Here is a 22,344-nt window from a genome sequence, read left to right as displayed (position 1 = left end):
TCTGCCCGCCTCGTGCCGGATTCAGATGGGGAGAGCGATGCGCCCGATTTCGCGTACGGCCCTGGGGGCGGCGACCGCCGCCGTCCTGGCCGTCACCGCGGTCGCGCCGTCCGGGGCCGCCGCGCCGCAGGACGACCCGGCCGCGGGCCGGCCGCTGGTGGGTGGCGAGGCCGCCGCCCGCACCGGCGAGCGACCCGCCACGGTCACGCTGGTGACCGGCGACCGGGTCCTGGTCACGCGGGACGACGCCGGCAACCCGGCCGCCGCCGCGCTGCCGCGCGAGGACGGGACCGTGCCCTTCGTCCAGACCCGGCGCTCGGGCCCGGACCTGTACGTCTACCCCGAGGCCGCGACCGCCGCGCTCGCCGCGGGCCGCGTCGACCAGGAGCTCTTCAACGTCACCGGCCTGATCCGGCAGGGCTACGACGACGCCGGCAGCGCGACCCTGCCGCTCATCGCCGTCTACGGCTCCGACCTCGCCCGGTCCGTGCCCGCCGCCCCGCGCGGCGCCACCCGCGGCCAGGTCCTGAAGTCGGTCGACGGCGTCGCCCTGCGCGCCGACAAGAAGCAGGCCACCGCCTTCTGGGCGGACGTCGCCGGAGCCCCCGCCGGGCGCTCCGCCGCCGGACCCAGGAAGCTCTGGCTCGACCGCAAGGTCGAGGCGACCCTGGAGCGCTCGACGAAGCAGGTCCACGCCCCCGAGGCATGGGCCGCCGGCTTCGACGGCAAGGGCACCAGGATCGCCGTCCTCGACACCGGCGCCGACGCCGAACACCCCGACCTCAAGGGCCGCATCGTCGCCGCGGAGAACTTCACCGACTCCGCGGACACTGGCGACCGCCAGGGCCACGGCACCCACACCCTCTCCACCGCCGGCGGTTCCGGCGCCGCGAGCGACGGGAAGAAGAGGGGCGTCGCCCCCGGCGCGGACCTCCTCAACGGCAAGGTCCTCGACGACTCCGGCTCCGGTGCCGCCTCGTGGATCATCGCCGGCATGGAGTGGGCCGTCGCCCAGGGCGCCGACGTCGTCTCCATGAGCCTCGGCAGCCCCGAACCGACCGACTGCACCGACCCGATGAGCGTCGCCGCACAGGAACTCGCGCAGAGCGAGGGCACGCTGTTCGTCATCGCGGCCGGCAACACCGGCCCCACCCTGAACACCGTCTCCTCGCCCGGCTGCGCCCCCGACGTGCTGACCGTCGGCGCCACCGACCGCGACGACTCCACCGCGTACTTCTCCAGCCGCGGGCCGACGACCGTCCGGCACACCCTGAAGCCGGAGATCGCCGCCCCCGGTGTCGCCATATCCGCGGCCGCGGCGGGCGGCCGGGGCGTCTACGCCTACCGGTCCATGTCCGGTACGTCGATGGCCACCCCGCACGTCGCAGGCGCCGCCGCGATCGTCAAGCAGCGCCACCCCGACTGGACCGCCCGGCAGATCAAGGCCGCGCTCGTCTCCTCGGCCGAGAGCGCCGTCCCCGGCGACGTCCGCGAGGTCGGCGGCGGCCGGCTCGACGTCCAGGCCGCCGTCGGCCAGACGGTCCTGGGCACCGGCGCCGTCCAGGGCGGCACCTTCGCCTGGCCGCAGCACAGGAGCGACCGGACCACGGTCGCCGTCCCGTACACCAACGTCTCCGACCGCCCGGTCACCCTCGCGCTCGCCGTGGAGAAGGTCACCGGCAACGACGGCTCGCGCGTCACCGGCCCGGTCGCCCGGCTCGGGCACCGCACGGTCACCGTCCCGGCCGGCGCCACCGTCGAGGTCCCCCTGGACCTCGACCCGGCCGCCCGCCTGGAGCGCGCCCAGTACGGCGACGTCACCGGCCGGATCGTGGCCACCGCCCCCGGTGGCGTCCACGTCTCGACCCCCTTCTCGCTGTACGTCGAGCCCGAGACCGTCACCCTGCGGGTCAAGCTGATCGATCGTCAGGGCAGGCCGGCCGACGGCGCGTCCTCGCTCGACGTCATCGGCACCGACGACGCGAGCGGTGAGCGCCGCTTCAACGAGGGCGCCACCGACCAGGTCTTCCGGGTCCGCCCGGGCAGCTACTTCCTGTCCTCCTTCGTCACCACGCCCGACGCGGGCGAAGGCGCCACGCTGAACGACTCGCTCAGCTACCTGGCCCGCCCTCAGCTGGAGCTGAGGAAGGACACCACCGTCGTCCTCGACGCCCGCCGGGCGCACCGGCTGTCGGTGAAGACGGACAGGCCCGGTGAGTCGCGCGGCACCACTCTGGCCTTCGCCCGCTCCTGGGACGACACCTGGCTGCACGCCGGAACGGCCGGCGGCCCCCGCAGCATCCTCGGCTACTACGCCTCGGTCGAAGGGCGCGCGGACGAGGGCGAGTTCGAGTTCGGAAGCTACTGGCGCTCGGCCGCCCCGCTCATCTCCGAGCTCAGGACGGACGACGGCACGGTCCTGCACCCGGTCACCGCCGCCACCGGCTCCGCCAACCTCGACGGCACCGGTTCCGCCCGGCTGGTCGACGCGGGCGCCGGCACCCCCGACGAGCTGGAGGCCGCGGGTGTCCAGGGCCGGATCGCCCTGGTCCGCCTCCCGGACACCGCCACGAACGTGCTCACCATGGCCCGCGACGCCAAGGCGGCCGGAGCCGTGGCGGTCCTCGCCCACCGCGCCTCACCGGCCCGCTGGTACCCGGCCGCGGGCTTCACCGGAGCCGGCCTGCCGGCCCTCGCCGTGAGCTCGGCGGAAGGCGCGGCGCTGCTCGCCCGGCTGGCCGCCGGGGAGGTCACGCTGTCCTGGAAGGCCACGGCGAAGAGCCCCTACCTCTACAACCTGGCATTCCAGGAGACCGGTTCGATCCGCGACGACCGGAACTACCGTTTCCGTGACGGGCAGTTGGGCCGCACCGAGTCCACGTACGGCTCCATGGGCGTCGCCACCGACTTCGTGGACAGCCCGGCGGCCTACCGGCCCAACGGCACCGGAGTCTTCTTCGCCGCGCTGGAGACCGTGCCCGCGCCCGGCACGCGCACGGAGTTCTACTCCGCCGGGGAGACCCGGTGGGAGCAGGTGCTGTCCTCCGGCTTCCCGTTCGGCGAGTTCATGAGGGGGGCCAGGCACGCCTACCGGGAGGGGGAGAGGCGCACCGAGCGCTGGTACGACGGTGTCGTCGCCCCGACCGCGCCGTTGGACGCGGCGGGCCTGCCGGTCCTCGTCGCCGAGCGGCAGGGCAACCTCATCGGCTTCGCCGACGCCCTGTGGGGCGACGGCAGCCACTACGCCCAGTCCGGCTCGTTCGGTGACGTCGGAAACCTCCGGCTGAGCAAGGACGGCGTGGAACTCGGCGCGTCCGGATGGCCGTTCGGAGTCTTCGAAGTCCCGTCCGAAGAAGGCGCGTACACTCTCGAACAGAACACCGCGAAGTTCGGCAGCAAGGTGTGGGAGCGCTCCACCTCCGTCAACTCGGTCTGGAAATTCACCTCCAAGCTCGATGAGACGGTCTACTCTCAGGGCATCCCGATTCTCTTCCCCCGGTACGACCTGCCGGAGGACGGACTCAAGACCCTTGCCGCCGACGACGGCCAGCAGATCGGTCTGACCGTGACGGGTCACGCGGGCTACCAGCCCGGTGCGCTCACCTCGGCCGGACTCGCCTACTCGTACGACGGCGGTACGACCTGGACGCAGGCGAAGGTGTCGCAGCAGGGCGGTCGGTGGACCGCGACCGTGAACCACGCGGGCGCGGCCGGCAAGCCGGTCACCCTGAAAGCCGAACTGACGGACGCCCACGGCAACTCCGTCACCCAGACCGTGGTCCGCGCTTACGACGTGCGCTGATCACGCCGGTCCGCCGGGCGTCCTTCCCGTGGGGGGTGGGGTCGCTCGGCGGACCACCCTTTTTCGTGCCTCTTCCCGCGCATTTCCGGATGTCCCGTTTTCGGGCGGCCTGCGCGGTGGACAATAAGGGCATGACTCAGCAGGGGGACAACTGGTGGGACAAGCTCTACGACGAGTCGGTGCCGGAGACGGGGCCGACGGCGACGGGCGACACACTGGACGACCGCTTCGACTCGGCCGCGCTGGCCACGGCGGCCGGGGCCGGACCGGCGCCCGCCGCCCCGCCGACCGACCCGCCGGCCCCGCCCCCGCCTGACCACGCGCCGTGGGAGCCCCGGCCCGTCAGCGGCGGTGCCCCGCGGACGGCCCCCGCCGAGCCGCCCCGCCCGCCGGCGCCGCCCGTTCCCACCACCCCGCCCGACCCCGGGCCGCCCGCCCCGCCGGCCGCGGCGGCCGCGGGGGCCGCGGGGGCCGCGGGGTCGACGGGCGGGGTCCCGCTGCCGGGCACCCCCCGCGCCGAAGCCCCCCGCACCGAGGGGCCGATCCCCGAGGTCCGGGTCTCCGAGGTCCCGGCCTTCGAAGTGCCGCACTACGAGGTGCCCCCCTACGAGGCGCCCGCCCCCTGGAGCGCCACCCCCGAGGCGCCCGCGTCCGAGCCCCCTGCGCCCGAGCCTCCTGCGCCCGGGCCTCCCGGGTCCGCCGCGCCCGAGCCGACCGTCGAGGTCCCCGTCCCCCGGCCCCGTACCGGCCACATCGGAAGCGGCCCGCCCACGTACGAGCCGGAGCCCACCGCGCTGCCCGCCGCCCACCCCGGCGAGCTGGCCGACCTCGTCGCCGACACCGTCCTCGACGGCGCCCGCTACGGCGTCTGCACCCTGCGGGCCGCCGCCGTCCGGGGGGACTCAGCCCGCTATCGCGGCGAACCCCGCCGCGACGCCCTGCTGACCGCCCGCTTCGGCCACGACGAGTCCGCGCTCGTCCTCGTGGCCGTGGCAGCCGGGGCCCGCACCGCCGAGGGCGCCCACCGCGCCGCCGCCGACGCCTGCCAGTGGATCGGCGAGGCCGTCGGCCGCAGCCACTCCCGGCTCTCCGAGGACATCCGGGCGGGTCGCCGCGGCGACCTCAAGTCCGGTCTCCACCGCCTCACCGACCGCACCTACGGCCGGCTCCGGGCCCGTGCGGCGGACCGGGGCCTGGCACCGGAGGAGTACACCGCGAGCCTGCGCTGCCTGCTCCTGTCCGCCGATCCCGACTGCCGCACCCGCGTCTTCTTCGGCATCGGCCGCGGTGGGCTCTTCCGGCTCCGCGACGGCGCCTGGCAGGACATCGAGCCGCTCGTCCCCGAATCCTCGGCGCTCGCCGGCGCACCCGTCGTCGGCTACGGCTCGCCGCCCCCGGACGTCCCGGAGGCGACGCCGGAAGGCGACCGGCTCACCATGGACCTCGGCATCACCACCGCTCCCGGCCCCTTCGTCGAGGACCCGCTGCCGCCGCCCGCCGAACCCTTCCGCTTCCGTGCCTCCGTCGCCCGGCCCGGCGACATACTGCTGCTCGCCTCGAACGGTCTCGCCGAGCCGATGCGCGGCCAGCCCGCCCTCGCCAAGGAGCTCGCCGCCCGCTGGGCCGACCCCGAACCGCCCGGGCTCGCCGCCTTCCTCGCCGACGTCCAGCTGAGGGTGAAGGGCTACGCCGACGACCGCACGGGGGCCGCGGTCTGGGAGGCGTAACGGCGCGGCCCATGGGTTGATGGACCCATGGCCAAACAGAATGTCGCTGAACAGTTCGTCGACATCCTCGTCCGGGCGGGCGTGCGACGCCTGTACGGAGTCGTCGGCGACAGCCTGAACCCCGTCGTCGACGCCATCCGCCGCACCCCCGACATCGACTGGATCCAGGTCCGCCACGAGGAGGTCGCCGCGTTCGCCGCGGGGGCCGAGGCCCAGATCACCGGTCGGCTCGCGGCCTGCGCGGGGTCCTGCGGCCCGGGCAACCTGCACCTCATCAACGGCCTGTACGACGCGCACCGCTCGATGGCCCCGGTGCTGGCCCTCGCCTCGCACATCCCGTCCAGCGAGATCGGCCTGGGCTTCTTCCAGGAGACCCACCCCGACCGCCTCTTCAGCGAGTGCAGCCACTACAGCGAGCTGATCTCCAACCCGCGCCAGATGCCCCGGCTGCTGCACACGGCGATCCAGCACGCCGTCGGCCAGAGCGGCGTCAGCGTCGTGGCGCTGCCCGGCGACGTGGCTTCCGAACCGGCCCCGGAGAAGACGGTCGAGACGGCACTCGTCACGGCCCGGCCCACCGTCCGGCCGAGCGACGCCGAGATCGACGCCCTGGTCCGGATGATCGACGACGCCGAACGGGTGACGCTGTTCTGCGGCAGCGGGACCGCCGGCGCGCACGCCGAGGTGATGCAGTTCGCCGAACGCGTCAAGTCGCCGGTGGGCCACGCCCTGCGCGGCAAGGAATGGATCCAGTACGACAACCCCTTCGACGTCGGCATGAGCGGACTGCTCGGTTACGGCGCCGCCTACGAGGCCACCCACGAGTGCGACCTGCTGATCATGCTCGGCACGGACTTCCCGTACAACGCCTTCCTTCCCGACGACGTGCGGATCGTCCAGGTCGACGTCCGGCCCGAGCGCCTCGGCCGGCGCTCCAAGCTCGACCTGGCCGTCTGGGGGGACGTGCGCGAGACGCTGCGCTGTCTGCTGCCCCGGGTCCGCGCCAAGACGGACCGACGCTTCCTCGACAAGATGCTGAAGAAGCACGCGGACGCCCTCGAAGGCGTGGTCAAGGCGTACACCCGCAAGGTCGAGAAGCACGTCCCGATCCACCCCGAGTACGTGGCCTCTGTGCTCGACGAACTCGCGGACGACGACGCCGTGTTCACCGTCGACACCGGCATGTGCAACGTCTGGGCCGCCCGCTACATCTCGCCCAACGGCCGTCGTCGCATCCTCGGCTCCTTCTCCCACGGCTCGATGGCCAACGCCCTCCCGCAGGCGATCGGCGCGCAGTTCACGGACCGGGGGCGCCAGGTCGTCTCGATGTCCGGTGACGGCGGATTCTCCATGCTGATGGGCGACTTCCTCACCCTGGTCCAGTACGACCTCCCGGTGAAGATCGTGCTCTTCAACAACTCCGCTCTCAGCATGGTCGAGTTGGAGATGCTGGTGGCCGGACTCCCCTCGTACGGGACGACCAACCGCAACCCCGACTTCGCCGCCATCGCCCGCGCGGCCGGGGCGTACGGCGTCCGTGTCGAGAAGCCCAAGCAGCTCGCGGGCGCGCTGAAGGACGCGTTCAAGCACAAGGGTCCGGCCCTGGTCGACGTGGTCACCGATCCCAACGCGCTCTCGATCCCGCCCAGGATCAGCGCCGAGATGGTGACCGGCTTCGCCCTCTCCGCCAGCAAGATCGTGCTCGACGGGGGAGTGGGCCGCATGCTCCAGATGGCCCGGTCCAACCTCCGCAACCTGCCCAGACCGTGACGACGGAATTCGCTCGCTTGAACGGTTCGTCACTCCGGAGAGTGGAACCCCGGCGTCCAGTGGGCGCAGCGCGACCCGCCGTTGACCGGGGCGGCGCAGGCGTCCCAGAAAGCTGAGGGCCCCCAGGTTCCCACCGACGGAGCGAGCCCTCATGTCCCTGCATTCCCCCCGGCGCCGCGCCGGGCGCCTCGGCGCGGCGAGCGCCGCCGGCCTGACCCTCGTGCTCGGCCTGCCGGGGGCGGCGACCGCCGCTCCCGGCGACCTCGATCCCGGCTTCAGCGGCGACGGCAAGGTCGTCACCGACGTGGCCAACGTGGAGGAGAGCCAGGACGTCGTCGTACAGCCGGACGGCAAGATCCTCACCCTCGGCAACGGCTTCGACTTCGACGGGCCCAACGACTTCCAGCTGGTGCGCTACAACGCCGACGGCAGCCTCGACACCTCCTTCGGCGGCGGCGACGGCATCGTCGTCACCGACTTCGGCGCCGCCACCAACGACGAGGCCCGGGCCCTCACCCTGCAGGCCGGCAAGATCGTCGCGGTCGGCCGCAGCGACACCCCCGACGGCAGCCGGGCGCAGCTCGCGGTGGCCCGCTACCTCGCGGACGGCTCCCTGGACACGGCCTTCGACGGCGACGGGAAGGTCGTCACCGCACTCGGCGGAAGCGTCTCCACCGTGGGCAACGCCGTGACCTCGGGAACCGACGGCCGGATCCTCGTCGGCGGCACCTACGGCGGTGACGCCATGGTCGCGGCCTTCACCGCCACCGGTGCCCTGGACCTCTTCGGCGAGGACAACTCCGGCAAGGCCGTGTTCCCCTTCGCGGGCGGGGGCTCCTCGATCCAGGACCTGACGGTGTATTCCGGCGGCCTGCTCGTCGCCGCCGGCTCCAGCCCCGCGGGCTTCGGACTCGTACGGCTCTACCAGGAGACCGGCGTGGCCGACGAGACCTTCGGTGACGGCGGCAAGGTGGCCACCGCCTTCGGCACCTCGGCCGAGAGCGTGGCGCTCCACCCCGGCGGGAAGATCGTCGCCGCCGGGTCGAGCGGCGACGGCGTCGGCTCCCAGTTCGCGGTGGCCCGGTACGACGAGAACGGCGCCCTCGACCCCGCCTTCGACGGCGACGGCAAGGTCACCACCTCCTTCGGCGGCACCGGCGCGGCCGGTCGCGACATGGCGGTGCAGACGGACGGCAGGATCGTCGTCGCCGGGGCAGCCAACTCCGACTTCGCGCTCGCCCGCTACAACACCGACGGCTCCCTCGACACCGGATTCAGCGGCGACGGCCGGGTGACGACCGACTTCGAGGGCAACTTCGACGACGGCCGCGCGGTCGCCCTCCAGCCCGACGGCAAGATCGTCATGGCCGGCAACGGCAGCGACAACCACGCGGTGGCCCGCTACCAGATCAGCGGGACGCCCCCGCCGCCCAGCGTGGACCTCTCGGTCACCAAGACCGGTCCCGCCGTCGTCAGCATCGGCGACCAGGCCACGTACACGATCCGGGTCACCAACAACAGCACGACGACCGCGACCGCCGTCTCGATCTCCGACACCCTGACCGGCGGCTCCGGCACGCTGCTCTCGGCCACGCCCAGCCGGGGCGGCCCGTGCACCGTGAACCCGACCACGATGAACTGCCGTCTGGGAGACCTCGCCGCGGGCGCGTCCGCCACCGTCACGGTGGTGGCCGAGCCGCGTGCCACCGGCACCCTGACGGACTGGGTGGCGACGGCGGCGGTCGAGGCCGACCCGGTGCCGGCCAACAACAACGCCAACGCGGCCACCACCGTCAACAACGCCCGCGGCTGCACGATCATCGGAACCAGCGCCACCGAGACCCTCAACGGCACCTTCGGCAACGACGTGATCTGCGCGCTGAGCGGCAACGACACCGTCAACGGCGGTGGCGGCAACGACACGGTCCACGGCGGCGGCGGCAACGACCTGGTCAACGGCGGCAACGGCGCCGACCGGCTGTTCGGGCAGAGCGGCAACGACCGGCTCAACGGGGACGCGGGCAACGACACCCTCGACACCCGTGACGGCGTCGCCGGCAACGACGCCGCGTACGGCGGGCTCGGCTTCGACAGCTGCTCCACCGACTCGGGCGACTACCGCTCCAGCTGCCCCTGAGCCGGCGCATCGCGCCCCCTTTCCCCGGCGCGCGGACCGGAGATGCCCCGACACGCCCGTTCGGTGCCGGTCCGGCATGAATGCGGACGGGCCTGCGGGGCATGCATCCCCGTGAGCCTGTTCGAGGCAGGGAGTCCGTGAAGTGGTACCGACGTGTGGGTGGGGGTTATGGCCGGGGAGGCGGGACAGCCGACTCAACTGCTGAAGAAGCTGGGAGGTGCGGATCTCACGGCGGTGCCGGAGGTCAGACACGCCTTGCGCGCGATGCTGCGGAAATGGGGCGGCCCGGGCGCCTCCGACGTGGCGGAGCTGCTGACCAGCGAACTGGTGACCAACGCGCTGATCCATACGGAGCACGGCGCGGTGGTGACCGCGACCGTGGTTCCCGACGGACTCCGGGTCGAGGTCCGGGACTACGTCTCCGGACTGGCCGGGCTCCCCGCGCCGCGCGTACCGATCGCCGACGACGGTACGCACGGCAGGGGGCTCGTCCTGGTCCAGGCGCTGGCCGACTCCTGGGGGGTGGAGGACCACGGCGTGGGCAAGGTGGTGTGGTTCGAACTGGACGGTGGGGCCGCCTGAACCGGGCGGCCCCACCGTCCGGGGCGATGCGCGAAGGGTGAACCTCAGCCGAACTGCTGCTCCAGGTCCTTGAGCTTGCGCTCCAGGGAGTCGAGCCGGGGCAGCGCCTGGGTGTCGTCCTCGGCGGTGAGATCCACCGTCCGGGACTCAGCGCCCTTCACGGCCGCGAGGGAGGGCCGGGGTCGAAGCGGCAGCTGTCCGGGGTCCGCTATGGCGGGCTCCGCGACGGCCGCCCCCGCGGACGTCGCGGAACCGGTGCCGGAGCCCAGAGCGGCCACCTCCACCTGACGACCGCCGCCGCGGCCGAGCCCGAAGGCCCGGTGCTGCCGGCTGATCGCCTTCAGCCGCGCCCGGTCGAGCTTCTCCTGATCGCGCCTGCGCAGGCGGTTCTGCTGCCGCTCGCGCCGGTCCTCGCGCACCTCGTCGACCGCCTCGTCCAGGGTCCGCACGTTCTCCAGGAGCATGAGCGACCACGCGGCGAACGTCTCCCGGGGAGCGCGCAGCCACCGCACGATCCGGATCTGCGGCAACGGGCGGGGCACCAGGCCCTGCTCGCGCAGCGCCGCCCGGCGGGTCTGCTTCAGGGCCCGGTCGAAGAGGACCGCCGCCGACAGCGACATGCCCGCGAAGAACTGCGGGGCTCCCGCGTGTCCCAGACCGCGGGGGGCGTGGACCCAGTTGAACCAGGCGGCCGCGCCGGCGAAGGTCCACACCAGCAGGCGCGAGCCGAGCGCCGCGTCACCGTGGCTGGCCTCGCGGACGGCGAGCACCGAGCAGAACATGGCGGCGCCGTCGAGCCCGAAGGGGACGAGGTACTCCCAGCCCCCGCTGAGGTTGAGGTTCTGCCGGCCGAAGCCGACGAGTCCGTGGAAGGACAGGGCCGCGGCGACCGCGGCACAGCAGAACAGAAGGACGTAGGAGGCGGTCCCGTAGACGGCTTCCTTGCGTCTGCGGCGTTCCTCGCTCCGTTCCCAGGAGTCCTCGGCCGCGGCCTGGTCACCGGCGCGCTTGCCGCGCGCGAGCACCGCCACCGCCGTCAGGACTCCGGCCACCATCACGCCACCCGGAAGCAGCCAGTCCAGCGATATGTCGGTCAGTCTCATGCGGTGTCCCTTGCATCGCAGTAGGGCCTTTCGGCCGCCCATACTGGCCGACCTCGCAGGGCGCACAGGGGGTTTCACGGCAAGAGCACGCCATCGGGGCCGCAGGGCATGCGAATAGGTGCGATCTGGTCGAACGGGCGACCGGGTGAAGGGAGTTGCGTTCGATTTCAAGCCACCCGCGGGGGTGGCTTGACCGTCAGGCGGTCGCGGCGAGCCGCCGGACCCGCTCCTCGTCACAGGTGCGCGGACACGTCAGACAGGTGTCCTCGGGGCGCAGCGTGTAGAAGAAGCAGCACGTGGCCCGGTCCCGGGTCGCCCGCGGCTCCTCCCCGGCGGCACCGGAGCCCGGGAGCTCGCGGAAGCCCGCCGCGCCGGCGTACGGCTTGGCCGTGCCCGGCATGAGCAGCTCCAGCTCCGCCATCCCGCGCGGCTCCTCGCCGAGCAGGGTCGCGATGTACCAGAGCCCCTCCACGATCTCGTCCGTGGCCATGCCCCACAGTGCCCGCGGTCCACGGCGCATCCGGGAGCCGAAGCCGGACAGGATCTCCTCGAAGTGCTCGGCGAGCGAGGCGCGCACCTCGGCGCGCAGCGCCTCCTCGTCCGGTACGACCCGGGCCCCCGGCAGGGTGGCCGCGGGGTCGCCGGGCAGGCAGGCGAACTCCTCGACGCGCACGGCCAGCCGTCCGAGCGCGCGCTGGAAGGCCACGTTGCGGGCGGGCAGGCGCGGCACCCGGCGGTGCAGGAACCAGGGGACGGTGACCAGGAGGCAGGCGGGCCAGGCGTAGCGGTGGAGGCCGAAGCTCGCGACGACGTCCGGGCGGGCCTGCGTGCCGTAGTCGCGGAGCACCTGGGCGTCGTCCCAGGCCAGGAAGGCGTCGAGAGCCGCACCGCCCGCGCCGAGCTCGTCGGCGCCGACCCAGCCGCCGCCGCGCGGCATCGGTTCGTCCCCGTCGTGCTCGTCTATCCGCAGACCGGGGAACACCTCGCCGAGGCGGGCGTAGGAGGCCGCGACAGGCGAGGTGAGGGGAGCGGGCAGCAGAGCGGGGACGGCCATACGGGACCACCGAATCGCGATCGTTAGCAGGTAAGCCTTACCTTACCCGACGCGTGCGATGTTTGAACTGCAGCCCTGTCCGCCTATGGTGCACAGGGGGCCCTGGTATCGCGAGCCGGGTCCGGCACGAAGCCGCAGGAGGACCCGGGTGGAGCAGGGCAGAGCGCGCGAGCGGGCGGCGGAGGAGCCGTACCCGCCGTACGACGATGCCGCGCGCGTCCCCGCGCAGGCGCGCGGGAGCGGCGCCGCACCCCGCCCCGAGCCCTCGGGCGCGGCCCGCGGCGAGCACACCCACTGCGAGCCGCCCGCGCCCCGCCTCCCGCGCCCGGTCCAGCGCCACTCCGTCCGCGGCCAGATCCTGCAGGCACTGCGCACCGCCCTCGTCGGCGGCGAACTGGTCCCTGGCGAGGTCTACTCCGCCCCCGTCCTCGCCGAACGCTTCGGCGTCTCCGCGACCCCCGTGCGCGAGGCCATGCAGCAGCTCGCGATCGAGGGCGCCGTCGAGGTCGTGCCGAACCGGGGCTTCCGGGTCACCGAACGGACCCCCCGCGAGCTCGCCGAGCTCGCCGAGGTCCGCGCGCTCATCGAGGTCCCCGTCATGCTGCGGCTGGCCCGCACCGTCCCGGCCGCCCGCTGGGCCGAGCTCCGGCCCCTCGCCGAAGCCACCGGAGCGGCCGCGGCCCGCGGGGACCGCGCCCACTACGCCGAGACCGACCGGGCCTTCCACCGTGCCGTCCTCTCCCTGGCCGGCAACGAACAGCTGCTGGCCGTCGCCGACGACCTGCACCGCCGCTCCCAGTGGCCGCTGACGAGCGCCCCCGTCACCCGGCACGGCGACCTCGTCGCCGACGCGGCCGAGCACACCGCCCTGCTCGACGCGCTGATCGCCCAGGACCTGGCGGTCGTGCAGTCCCTGGTCCGCGAGCACTTCACCGGATCGGGTGGCTGACCACTAAGGTCGTTGCCGTCAGCCCGTCCCGCCGGCCGGCCCGCACGCCGGCTCGCGCAGCGCCGTCCGTGAGGTGTCCCATGCCGTCCGCGACTCCGATTCCGGTGCGGTGGGGATCTCCCCGGCGCACGGCCGGGGGAGGGCACCCGTGAGCGGGTCCCCCCGCGGACAGCGGCCCCCCGCCGGCACCGAGGCCGCCGCCGCCGCCCTGCTCGGCTGGCTGACCGACCCCGACGCGCCGCGGCTCTGTCTGCTCACCGGCGGACCGGAGCGCGGCAAGACCGCCCTGCTGGCCTGGCTCGCCACGTACGGCGCCCGCTCGGGCGGCCGCCGCCGGCGGCCGTCACGGGCGGTCGTGCCGCTCGCCGGACAGAGCGCCCTCGGCGCCGCCTGGGCCCTGGCGAACCGCCTCGGCGTGGTCGCCCGCACCCCGGGGGAACTGGTCCGGGTCCTCGCCACCACCGAGACCCGCCGCGCCGTGCTCCTCCTCACGGACCTGCAGTCCGCCGCCGAACCCGACGCCTGCGCCGAACTGCTCGCCGAACTGGCCGAGTCCGGTCGCGTCCGCCTGGTCGTCGAGACCGGTCCGCAGCCGCCCGGCCCGCTGACCGCCCGGCGGGCCGCGACGGTGTCCGTGGACGGCGGGGCGGCGGCACCGGCCGGCCCCCGGCCGGGAGAGGCGGAGCCGGGACCCGACCCGGCCGACCCCGTCGCCGTCTGCACCGCCGACCCGGTGCGCGTCACCACCGCCTACGCCGCCGACCCGGAAGAGGAACACGGCGGACTGCGGGCCGCCTGGCTGCGCGCCGGTCAGTCCCTCAGCCGCGACCAGGACCCCGCCGACCGCGCCCTCGTCCTGCTCGGATCCCTCGGAGACGGCGCGGACCCCCGGCTCCGGCCGGCCCTCGCGGAGCTCGCGGCCGCCGCGCCGTGGCGGGTGCGGTGGACCCGGGTCCGCGGCGACCTGACCCCGCCCTGGCCGGGCCCGGCGACCTCCCTCGGCGTGGGCCGGGGCGGGCTCCTCGTGGCCGGCCCGACCGAGACCGTCACTCTGCTGGATCCCGTCGACGCCCATCCCGTCGGTGAACCGGCCACCAGCCCCGGCGGCCGGGTCAAGGCCCTCGCGCCCGCACCCGACGGCGCCGTCCTGCTCCTGGACGAGCGCGGCCGGCTGCACACCGTACGGGGATCGGCCCCCCGTCCGCCGTATCTGGAACGGCTCACCGAGGCCGTGACGGCGACCCTCAGCCGGCACCCGGGCACCGCGCTCGCGGCGATCGCCGGCTCGGTGGTGGTCGGCGACCGGCTCGGCTCCGTACACGCCTTCGGTCTGACGGGCGTTCACCAGGCGGCGCTGCACAGCGGACGCGTCACCGCGGTGACCGCCGTCGAGACGGCCACGCCCTTCGTCTGCAGCGGCGGCGCGGACGGCACGGTCCGCGTCTGGGTCCCGGGCCAGGATCCCAAGCCGGGCCCGCTCACCGCGCGGGAGGCGGCGGTCGTGGACCTGCACGCGACGCCGACCGCGGCCGGGCCGGCGCTCGCGGTCGCCTGGGCCGACGGGCTCGTCGAACTGCACCACCTCGACTCCGGCACCCGGCTGGCCTTCCGCCCGGGGCCGCCCGTCCGCGCGGTGGCGGTCACCCCGGACGGCGCGCTGGTGATCGGGATGGACGAGGTGCTGGTCCGCCTGGACCCGGCCGGCCACGAGAACGGGTGAAGAACCCCACCGGCAGGACGAGGTGACGACGCGTCATCGGCCGACGCGCCGCCACCCCGGTCGCCGGGAGGCCCGGATCGTCCTCAGACGGCCGGGCGCGGGACGGCCAGTTGTCCGGCCAGCCAGGTGGGAACACCACCGAGCAGCCGGAACAGCCGGCGGGCCTCCTCCCGGAGCCGCCCGGCCTCGGGTTCCGTCTCGGTGTCGGCGAGCGCGGTGAGCGCCGGCGCCGTGCCGACGAGGTAGCCCAGCTCCTCCCGGATCCGCAGCGACTCGGCGAACCCGTGCCGGGCCTCCGCCAACTCGCCCTCGCGCAGGGCGATTCCGGCGAGGTGACGCCAGGTGAAGGACAGCAGCAGGGCGTCGCCCTGGGCGGTCGCCCCGGCGTGGGCGCGACGGTAGGCCGCGCGGGCCGCTTCCGGGGAGTCGCCGAGGTTCTGGGCCACCAGCCCGCGCCGGAAGTCGAGCAGGGGCCGCCCCTCGGCCGAGGGGCTGATCAGCGCGGCGGCCCGGCCCAGCGCCGCCCGCGCCTCGTCCGCCCGGTCCCGGACGCCGAGCAGGGTCGACGCGTAGGCCAGGTAGCCGCGTTCGCAGGCCGCCGCCCCGCGCTCCTCGTCGCTCTGGGCCACCGCCTCGGCCGCCCGCAGCGCCTCGTCCGCCTCGGCCCAGCCCTGCTCGGTGTACAGACACCGCTCGATCAGCAGCGCGGCCCGTTCGAGCGCCGCGGCCGGCTCGGTCGCGCGGGGCGCGAGCAGCGCGGCGGCGTCCGTCCAGCAGCCGCGCGAACGCAGCCGCCATATGGCCGTCTCCATGGGGGTCGCCTTGCCGTAGGCAAGGGACGGATCGTCACCCTCCGTCGTTTCGGAACCAGACATGGCGGTGTCCGCCACATTGCCCTCCCCGAGCGCACCATTGAGCTGTTGAGTGAGGCTGGAATCTCAGCACGAACGGGCGGGCCTGGCCAAGGGGTCAGGTGAATGAATTCACAAGTGCCTTGTGTTTATCCGGTATACGGACACGGAAGGCCCGATGTGACCGGTGGACGGGCCGATTCGGAGCGGTTCCCGACTCTTCCGGGAAAGCCGGGGGCTCTCGTCCCGCGCCGTGCGCGGGACGGATTTCCCGTGCGCGGGATCCGCGCCCTCGCTCGAAGAGATGAATCTCCGTGTCCGTCTTCCGGGTGAGGACCGGGACAGCGTCGGGGAGCGTCCTGGCGATCTCGCCGGGCTCCCGGCGTGATGGCCAGGACACCCGCTTGGGCCGGACGGGTGGCGGGGAGGACGGCGGAACGGCGGCCGGGCCACCCGGGGCCGGGCGCGCGTGTCCCGCACCGCGGGCGCCCCGTGGCGGCCAACACCCGGCGCCCGGCCCGGGAAGCCGGGCCGGGCGGCGGGTCCGGCTCAGCTCATCCGCAGGGCCAGGAAGAAGTCCAGCTTGTCCTCGAGGCGCGACAGGTCCCGCCCGGTGAGTTGCTCGATCCTGCCGACCCGGTAGCGCAGGGTGTTCACATGCAGGTGGAGTCGCGTCGCACAGCGTGTCCAGGACCCGTCGCAGTCCAGGAAGGCATCCAGCGTGGGGATCAGCTCCGCACGGTGCCGGCGGTCGTAGTCCCGCAGCGGGTCGAGCAGCCGGGCCGTGAAGGCGCGGCGGACGTCGTCGGGCACGAACGGGAGGAGCAGGACGTGCGAGGCCAGCTCGTGATGGCCGGCCGCGCAGACCCGGCCCGGGCGGGCGGCCGCGACCCGGCGTGCGTGCCGGGCCTCCTCCAGCGCGCCGCGCAGGCCCTCCGCCGAGTGGACGGCGGCGCTGACGCCCAGGGTGAGGCGGCCGTCGTCGGCGAGGCCGGACGACAGGGGGTCCCGCACCCCCGCGAGGAGCACGTCCGCGTGCAGACCGGCGCTCGTGCCCCGGTCCTCGTCCTCGCTGTCCGGCAGCGGGCCCGCGGGCAGCGGGACCAGGGCGATGGCCTCGTCCCCGTGGTGGGCCACGGCGATCCGGTCGGCCGAGTCCGGTCCGACGGTCGCGGGGTCGACGAGGATCTCCTCCAGCAGCGCCTGGGCGACCGGGCCGCCGTCCACCGTCTGGCCGGCCGCGCCCTCGGGCTCCCACTCCACCCGGGCGACGACGACCTGCCAGTGCGGCGCGGTGCCCAGGCCCGGCAGCAGGACCGGCGCGGCCACCCGCAGGCGGGCCGCGATCTCGGCCGGCGCCGCGCCCGTCTGGACCAGCTCGAGGACCTCCTGGGCGAGCCGGCGCCGGACCGTGCGGGCCGCGTCCCGCCGGTCCCGTTCCACGGCGATCAGCTGGGTGACGCCCTGGAGCAGGTCCAGCCGCGCCGCGGGCCAGTCCCCGGCGTCCGCCTCGACGGCCAGCAGCCAGTCGGACAGCACCGTCTCCCGCACGTCCCGCGAGGCGGGTGCGGCCCCGCGGCCGGTGTTGCGGATCGGGAAGAGCGAGTACGTCGCCCCGGCGGCGTTCAGCCGGTGCGGGCCGCGCCGGCCGGTCCGGGTGGCGGCCAGGTGCTCGCCGGCCAGCCGCGCGGCGAGGTTCCCGTCCAGCGGTTCCCCCGCCCCCGCGATCTGGCGACCGGTGGGGGAGAGGACCCAGGCCCGCAGGTCGAGGTCGGAGCCGAGCAGGTCGAGCACCACGTCCGGACCGCCGCCCGTCGGGCCGGAGGTCATCAGGCGCCGGTGGCGGTCCACGACGGCGGCCAGGTCGCCGGCCCGCTCGCCGGAGACCTGTCGAACAACGTGCTCGGTGATCGTCGCGAACGCAACGGACTCGTTCACCGCGAAGAGCGGCAGACGATGGCGAGAACACGCCTGGACGAGGTCGTCGGGGATGTCCCCGAGCTCCGCCTCGCCCGCCGCGAGGGCGGCGACCCCGGCGGAGGCCAGGATCCGTACGAACGGCTCGGCGTCCGCCGGCTCGCGGAGCCAGGCGAGTCCGGTGAGGACCAGCTCGCCCCCGGACAGATACCGGCTGGGGTCCTTGAGGTCCGTCGTCATCACGCCGCGGACGGTGCGGTCCAGCTCGTCCTCACCACCGAGCAGGCGCAGCCCCAGCGCGTCGGTTTCCAGCAGTGCGCGCAGCCGCATCTCGTCGCCGCCGTTCCTTCTCGTCAGTCACTCGTGGGTAAGACATAAACAGGTGGATCCCCAGGATCCGCGGCGCGGGAGAGTGTCGCGTTGTCGACGGTGGCCCGGTGCCGGGGTTTCCAGGGGAAAACGGAGAGGTTGCCGAGCCTCGCCTTTCGTTCGAATCTACAAGACGAGGAAGGTCACCAGCCAACTCCTTCATGTTTTCGGTGACTGCACCCCGCCGCGCCGGGCTTGTGTACTAGGCCACACATCGCGTGAACAGCACATGAACACGAATTCGAAGTCGAGGGCCGGCCGTCCCCCCGGGCCCGTACGACGGACCCCCGACCACTAGAAGCACAAGAAGAGAGCCACCATGGACTTCCTTCGCCCCGCCAGCTGGGAGGAGGCGCTCGCCGCCAAGGCAGAGCACCCCACGGCCGTGCCCATCGCAGGCGGCACCGACGTCATGGTCGAGATCAACTTCGACCACCGGCGCCCCGAGTACCTCCTGGACCTCAACCGTATCGAGCTGCTGAGCGAGTGGGAGGTCGGGGAGGAGAACGTGCGCCTCGGCGCCTCCGTCCCGTACACCGCGATCATGGAGCACCTGCGGGCCGAGCTCCCGGGCCTGGCCCTCGCCTCGCACACGGTCGCCTCCCCGCAGATCCGCAACCGCGGCGGCGTCGGCGGCAACCTCGGCACCGCGTCCCCCGCCGGCGACGCGCACCCCGCGCTGCTCGCCGCGGGCGCCGAGGTCGAGGTCGAATCGGTGCGAGGCAGCCGGTTCATCCCGATCGACGCGTTCTACACGGGCGTGAAGCGCAACGCGCTGGAGCCCGACGAGCTCATCAAGACCGTCCACATCAAGAAGGCGGACGGTCCCCAGCAGTACTCCAAGGTCGGCACCCGCAACGCGATGGTCATCGCGGTCTGCGCCTTCGGCCTCGCGCTCCACCCGGAGACCCGCACCGTCCGTACCGGCATCGGTTCGGCGGCCCCGACCCCGATCCGCGCCAAGGAGGCCGAGGCCTTCCTGAACGCGGCGCTGGAGGAGGGCGGCTTCTGGGAGAGCGGCAAGATCATCACCCCGTCGATCGCCAAGCAGTTCGCCGACCTGTGCTCGGGCGCGGCGAACCCGATCGACGACGTCCGAGGCACCGCCAAGTACCGCCGTCACGCCGTCGGCATCATGGCCCGCCGCCAGCTCGGCTGGACCTGGGAGCAGTACCGCGGCACCGGCCGCCCGCTTGAGGGAGCTGCATAGACATGCGCGTCAATTTCACGGTCAACGGTCGTCCGCAGGAAGCCGACGACGTCTGGGAGGGCGAGTCCCTGCTCTACGTCCTGCGTGAGCGGATGGGCCTGCCCGGCTCCAAGAACGCCTGCGAGCAGGGTGAATGCGGTTCCTGCACGGTCCGCCTCGACGGCGTTCCGGTCTGTTCCTGCCTGGTCGCCGCCGGCCAGGTCGAGGGCCGCGACGTCGTCACCGTCGAGGGCCTCGCCGACTTCGCCAAGCAGCGCGAGGAGCACGCCGGCCACGGCGGCTGCGCCACCGGCGCCTGCGGCACCTCGCTCGACACCGCCCGGAAGTGGGAGGCGCGTCCCTCGCAGGGCGAGTCCGGCTCGCGGGCCGGTCAGGACTCGCAGACCGGCGAGGGCGTGGAACTCTCCCCGATCCAGCAGGCGTTCATCGACGCCGGCGCCGTCCAGTGCGGCTTCTGCACGCCGGGTCTGCTGATCGCCGCCGACGAGCTCCTGGAGCGGCAGAGCGACCCGTCCGACCAGGACATCAGGGAGGCCCTGTCCGGCAACCTCTGCCGCTGCACGGGCTACGAGAAGATCCTCGACGCGGTCCGCCTGGCGGCCGCCCGTCAGGGAGAGGCGGTCTGACCATGGCGCAGAACACGCGCACCGCTCCGGCGGGCACACCGACGAACGTCACCCAGAAGCACAACCAGGGCGGCATCGGCGAGTCCACGCTCCGCCCGGACGGCACCCTCAAGGTCACCGGCGAGTTCGCCTACTCCTCGGACATGTGGCACGAGGACATGCTGTGGGGCCAGACCCTCCGCTCGACCGTCGCGCACGCCGAGATCGTCTCCATCGACGTCTCCGAGGCCCTCGCGATGTCCGGCGTGTACGCCGTGCTCACGTACGACGACCTGCCCGCCGCGATGAAGAACTACGGCCTGGAGATCCAGGACACCCCCGTGCTCGCCAACGGCCGGGTGCGGCACCACGGCGAGCCGGTGGCCCTGATCGCCGCGAACCACCCGGAGACCGCCCGCCGTGCCGCGGCCAAGGTGAAGATCGACTACCGGGAGCTGCCGCTCGTCACCGACGAGGCGTCCGCCCTCGCCCCCGACGCGCCGCTCATCCACGAGGGCCGCGACGACCACCACAGCGGTCACGTCCCGCACCCCAACATCGTGCACCGCCAGCCGATCATCCGCGGCGACGTGGCGGAGGCCCGCAAGAGGGCCGACGTGATCGTCGAGGGCGAGTACGTCTTCGGCATGCAGGACCAGGCGTTCCTCGGCCCGGAGTCCGGCCTCGCCGTACCCGCCGAGGACGGTGGCGTCGACCTGTACGTCGCCACCCAGTGGCTGCACTCGGACCTCAAGCAGATCGCCCCCGTCCTCGGCCTGCCCGAGGAGAAGGTGCGCATGACGCTCTCCGGCGTCGGCGGTGCCTTCGGCGGCCGCGAGGACATCTCGATGCAGATCCACGCCTGCCTGCTGGCGCTGCGCACCGGCAAGCCGGTCAAGATCGTCTACAACCGCTTCGAGTCCTTCTTCGGCCACGTCCACCGCCACCCGGCGAAGCTCTGGTACGAGCACGGGGCCACCAAGGACGGCAAGATCACGCACATGAAGTGCCGGATCGTGCTCGACGGCGGCGCCTACGCCTCGGCCTCCCCGGCCGTCGTCGGCAACGCGTCCTCCCTCTCCGTCGGCCCGTACGTCATCGACGACGTCGACATCGAGGCGATCGCGCTCTACACCAACAACCCGCCCTGTGGCGCGATGCGCGGCTTCGGCGCCGTCCAGGCCTGCTTCGCCTACGAGGCGCAGATGGACAAGCTCGCGGCGAAGCTGGACATGGACCCGGTCGAGTTCCGCCAGCTCAACGCCATGGAGCAGGGCACGATCATGCCGACCGGCCAGGTCGTGGACTCGCCGGCCCCGGTCGCCGAGCTGCTGCGCCGGGTCAAGGCCCGCCCGATGCCGCCGGAGCGCCAGTGGGAGACCGCCGGCGAGGGCGCGGACGTCCGCGCGCTGCCCGGTGGCCTGTCGAACACCACGCACGGCGAGGGCGTCGTCCGCGGTGTCGGCTACGCCGTCGGCATCAAGAACGTCGGCTTCTCCGAGGGCTTCGACGACTACTCGACCGCCCGGGTGAGCCTGGAGGTCATCAACGGCGAGCCGGTCGCGATGGTCCACACGGCCATGGCCGAGGTCGGTCAGGGCGGTGTCACCGTGCACGCCCAGATCGCCCGTACGGAGCTCGGTGTCACGCAGGTGACCATCCACCCGGCCGACACGCAGGTCGGCTCCGCCGGTTCGACGTCCGCCTCCCGGCAGACGTACATGACCGGCGGCGCGGTGAAGAACACCTGCGAGGCCGTCCGCGAGCGGGTCCTGGAGATCGGCCGGCGGAAGTTCGGCTCGTACCACCCCGCGTGGGCGACCGCCGAGCTGGTCCTGGAGAGCGGCAAGGTCGTGACCGACGGCGGCGAGGTCCTCGCCTCGCTGGCGGACGTCCTGGAGAACGAGACGATCGACATCGAGCTCGAGTTCCGCCACCGGCCGACGCAGGCGTTCGACCTCGTCACCGGTCAGGGCGACGGCCACGTCCAGTACACCTTCGCCGCGCACCGCGCGGTGGTGGAGGTGGACACCGAGCTCGGCCTGGTGAAGGTCATCGAGCTCGCCACCGCCCAGGACGTCGGCAAGGCGCTCAACATGCTCTCCGTCGTCGGCCAGATCCAGGGTGGCACCACCCAGGGCCTGGGCGTCGCGGTGATGGAAGAGATCATCGTGGACCCGAAGACCGCGAAGGTGCGCAACCCCTCCTTCACGGACTACCTGATCCCGACGATCCTCGACACGCCGACCATCCCGGTCGACGTGCTCGAACTCGCCGACCCCAACGCGCCCTACGGCCTGCGGGGACTCGGCGAGGCCCCGACCCTCTCGTCCACGCCGGCCGTCCTCGCGGCGATCCGGCAGGCGACGGGTCTGGAGCTCAACAAGACGCCGGTCCGCCCCGAGGCGCTCACCGGCACCTTGTAGGACTCTCCGGGCGGCGCGCCATCCGGGAACGTCACACTTCCCCGCCCGCGCCGTCCGGAGCGATCCCCGGCATCACCCGCATCACCAGCAGTACCGCGAATCACCGGATGGATCCGATCCGT

14 protein-coding genes are annotated in these 22,344 nt (G+C 73.7%); 10 read left to right on the top strand and 4 right to left on the bottom strand.

Going from position 1 to position 22,344, the window contains the following annotated elements:
* The first annotated feature begins 37 nt into the window (after window positions 1-37).
* From ACE1OA_RS07770 to ACE1OA_RS07750, 5 genes are all read left to right on the top strand, one after another.
* The gene (locus tag ACE1OA_RS07770; protein ID WP_432752538.1) at window positions 38-3,802 is read left to right on the top strand and encodes a S8 family serine peptidase; all 3,765 of its coding nucleotides are present in this window, start codon (window positions 38-40) and stop codon (window positions 3,800-3,802) included.
* 131 nt (window positions 3,803-3,933) lie between these two features.
* Window positions 3,934-5,529, top strand: coding sequence for a protein phosphatase 2C domain-containing protein (locus ACE1OA_RS07765; protein WP_432752537.1), 1,596 nt, complete (start codon window positions 3,934-3,936; stop codon window positions 5,527-5,529).
* Between the two features lie 27 nt (window positions 5,530-5,556).
* A complete protein-coding gene (locus tag ACE1OA_RS07760; protein WP_356609491.1) occupies window positions 5,557-7,299 on the top strand; it encodes a pyruvate dehydrogenase in 1,743 nt (580 codons plus the stop codon).
* 151 nt (window positions 7,300-7,450) lie between these two features.
* On the top strand, window positions 7,451-9,436 hold the full coding sequence (locus tag ACE1OA_RS07755; protein ID WP_432752536.1) for a calcium-binding protein: 1,986 nt from the start codon (window positions 7,451-7,453) through the stop codon (window positions 9,434-9,436).
* Window positions 9,437-9,604: 168 nt separating this feature from the next.
* Window positions 9,605-10,018 carry an ATP-binding protein gene (locus ACE1OA_RS07750; RefSeq protein WP_356609531.1) on the top strand — a complete coding sequence of 138 codons (414 nt, stop codon included), beginning with the start codon at window positions 9,605-9,607 and terminating at the stop codon, window positions 10,016-10,018.
* Between the two features lie 44 nt (window positions 10,019-10,062).
* On the opposite strand, the gene ACE1OA_RS07745 is transcribed toward ACE1OA_RS07750, so the two are convergent.
* Window positions 10,063-11,121, bottom strand: a complete 1,059-nt coding sequence (locus ACE1OA_RS07745) for a DUF2637 domain-containing protein (protein WP_356609495.1) — start codon at window positions 11,119-11,121, stop codon at window positions 10,063-10,065.
* Between the two features lie 196 nt (window positions 11,122-11,317).
* A complete protein-coding gene (locus tag ACE1OA_RS07740) occupies window positions 11,318-12,175 on the bottom strand; it encodes a (2Fe-2S)-binding protein (protein WP_356609497.1) in 858 nt (285 codons plus the stop codon).
* A 148-nt stretch (window positions 12,176-12,323) separates the two neighbouring features.
* On the opposite strand from ACE1OA_RS07740, the gene ACE1OA_RS07735 reads away from it, so the two are divergent.
* Window positions 12,324-13,124, top strand: coding sequence for a GntR family transcriptional regulator (locus ACE1OA_RS07735; protein ID WP_356609499.1), 801 nt, complete (start codon window positions 12,324-12,326; stop codon window positions 13,122-13,124).
* 148 nt (window positions 13,125-13,272) lie between these two features.
* Window positions 13,273-14,844, top strand: a complete 1,572-nt coding sequence (locus tag ACE1OA_RS07730; protein ID WP_384870946.1) for a WD40 repeat domain-containing protein — start codon at window positions 13,273-13,275, stop codon at window positions 14,842-14,844.
* 83 nt (window positions 14,845-14,927) lie between these two features.
* Here the strand turns inward: ACE1OA_RS07730 and ACE1OA_RS07725 are convergent, their stop codons facing one another.
* Together ACE1OA_RS07725 and ACE1OA_RS07720 are read right to left on the bottom strand one after the other, a co-directional pair.
* Window positions 14,928-15,719, bottom strand: a complete 792-nt coding sequence (locus ACE1OA_RS07725) for a hypothetical protein (protein ID WP_356609503.1) — start codon at window positions 15,717-15,719, stop codon at window positions 14,928-14,930.
* A gap of 525 nt (window positions 15,720-16,244) precedes the next feature.
* Window positions 16,245-17,942 carry a PucR family transcriptional regulator gene (locus ACE1OA_RS07720; RefSeq protein WP_432752535.1) on the bottom strand — a complete coding sequence of 566 codons (1,698 nt, stop codon included), beginning with the start codon at window positions 17,940-17,942 and terminating at the stop codon, window positions 16,245-16,247.
* 358 nt (window positions 17,943-18,300) lie between these two features.
* Between ACE1OA_RS07720 and ACE1OA_RS07715 the strand changes: the two genes are divergently transcribed.
* From ACE1OA_RS07715 to pucD, 3 genes are read left to right on the top strand one after another with little or no spacing between them, the layout of a single operon-like run.
* Window positions 18,301-19,191: an FAD binding domain-containing protein gene (locus ACE1OA_RS07715; protein ID WP_356609507.1), complete on the top strand. Its 891-nt coding sequence runs from the start codon at window positions 18,301-18,303 to the stop codon at window positions 19,189-19,191.
* A gap of 2 nt (window positions 19,192-19,193) precedes the next feature.
* Window positions 19,194-19,817 (top strand): (2Fe-2S)-binding protein, encoded by a 624-nt coding sequence (locus ACE1OA_RS07710; RefSeq protein ID WP_356609509.1) that lies wholly within the window; start codon window positions 19,194-19,196, stop codon window positions 19,815-19,817.
* Window positions 19,818-19,819: 2 nt separating this feature from the next.
* Window positions 19,820-22,222: a xanthine dehydrogenase subunit D gene (gene pucD / locus ACE1OA_RS07705; RefSeq protein ID WP_432752534.1), complete on the top strand. Its 2,403-nt coding sequence runs from the start codon at window positions 19,820-19,822 to the stop codon at window positions 22,220-22,222.
* The last annotated feature ends 122 nt before the right edge of the window (window positions 22,223-22,344 follow it).

The organism is Streptomyces sp. JL2001, from assembly GCF_050917515.1.
Lineage (GTDB): Bacteria > Actinomycetota > Actinomycetes > Streptomycetales > Streptomycetaceae > Streptomyces.
This window is presented reverse-complemented; position numbering and strand designations above follow the sequence as displayed.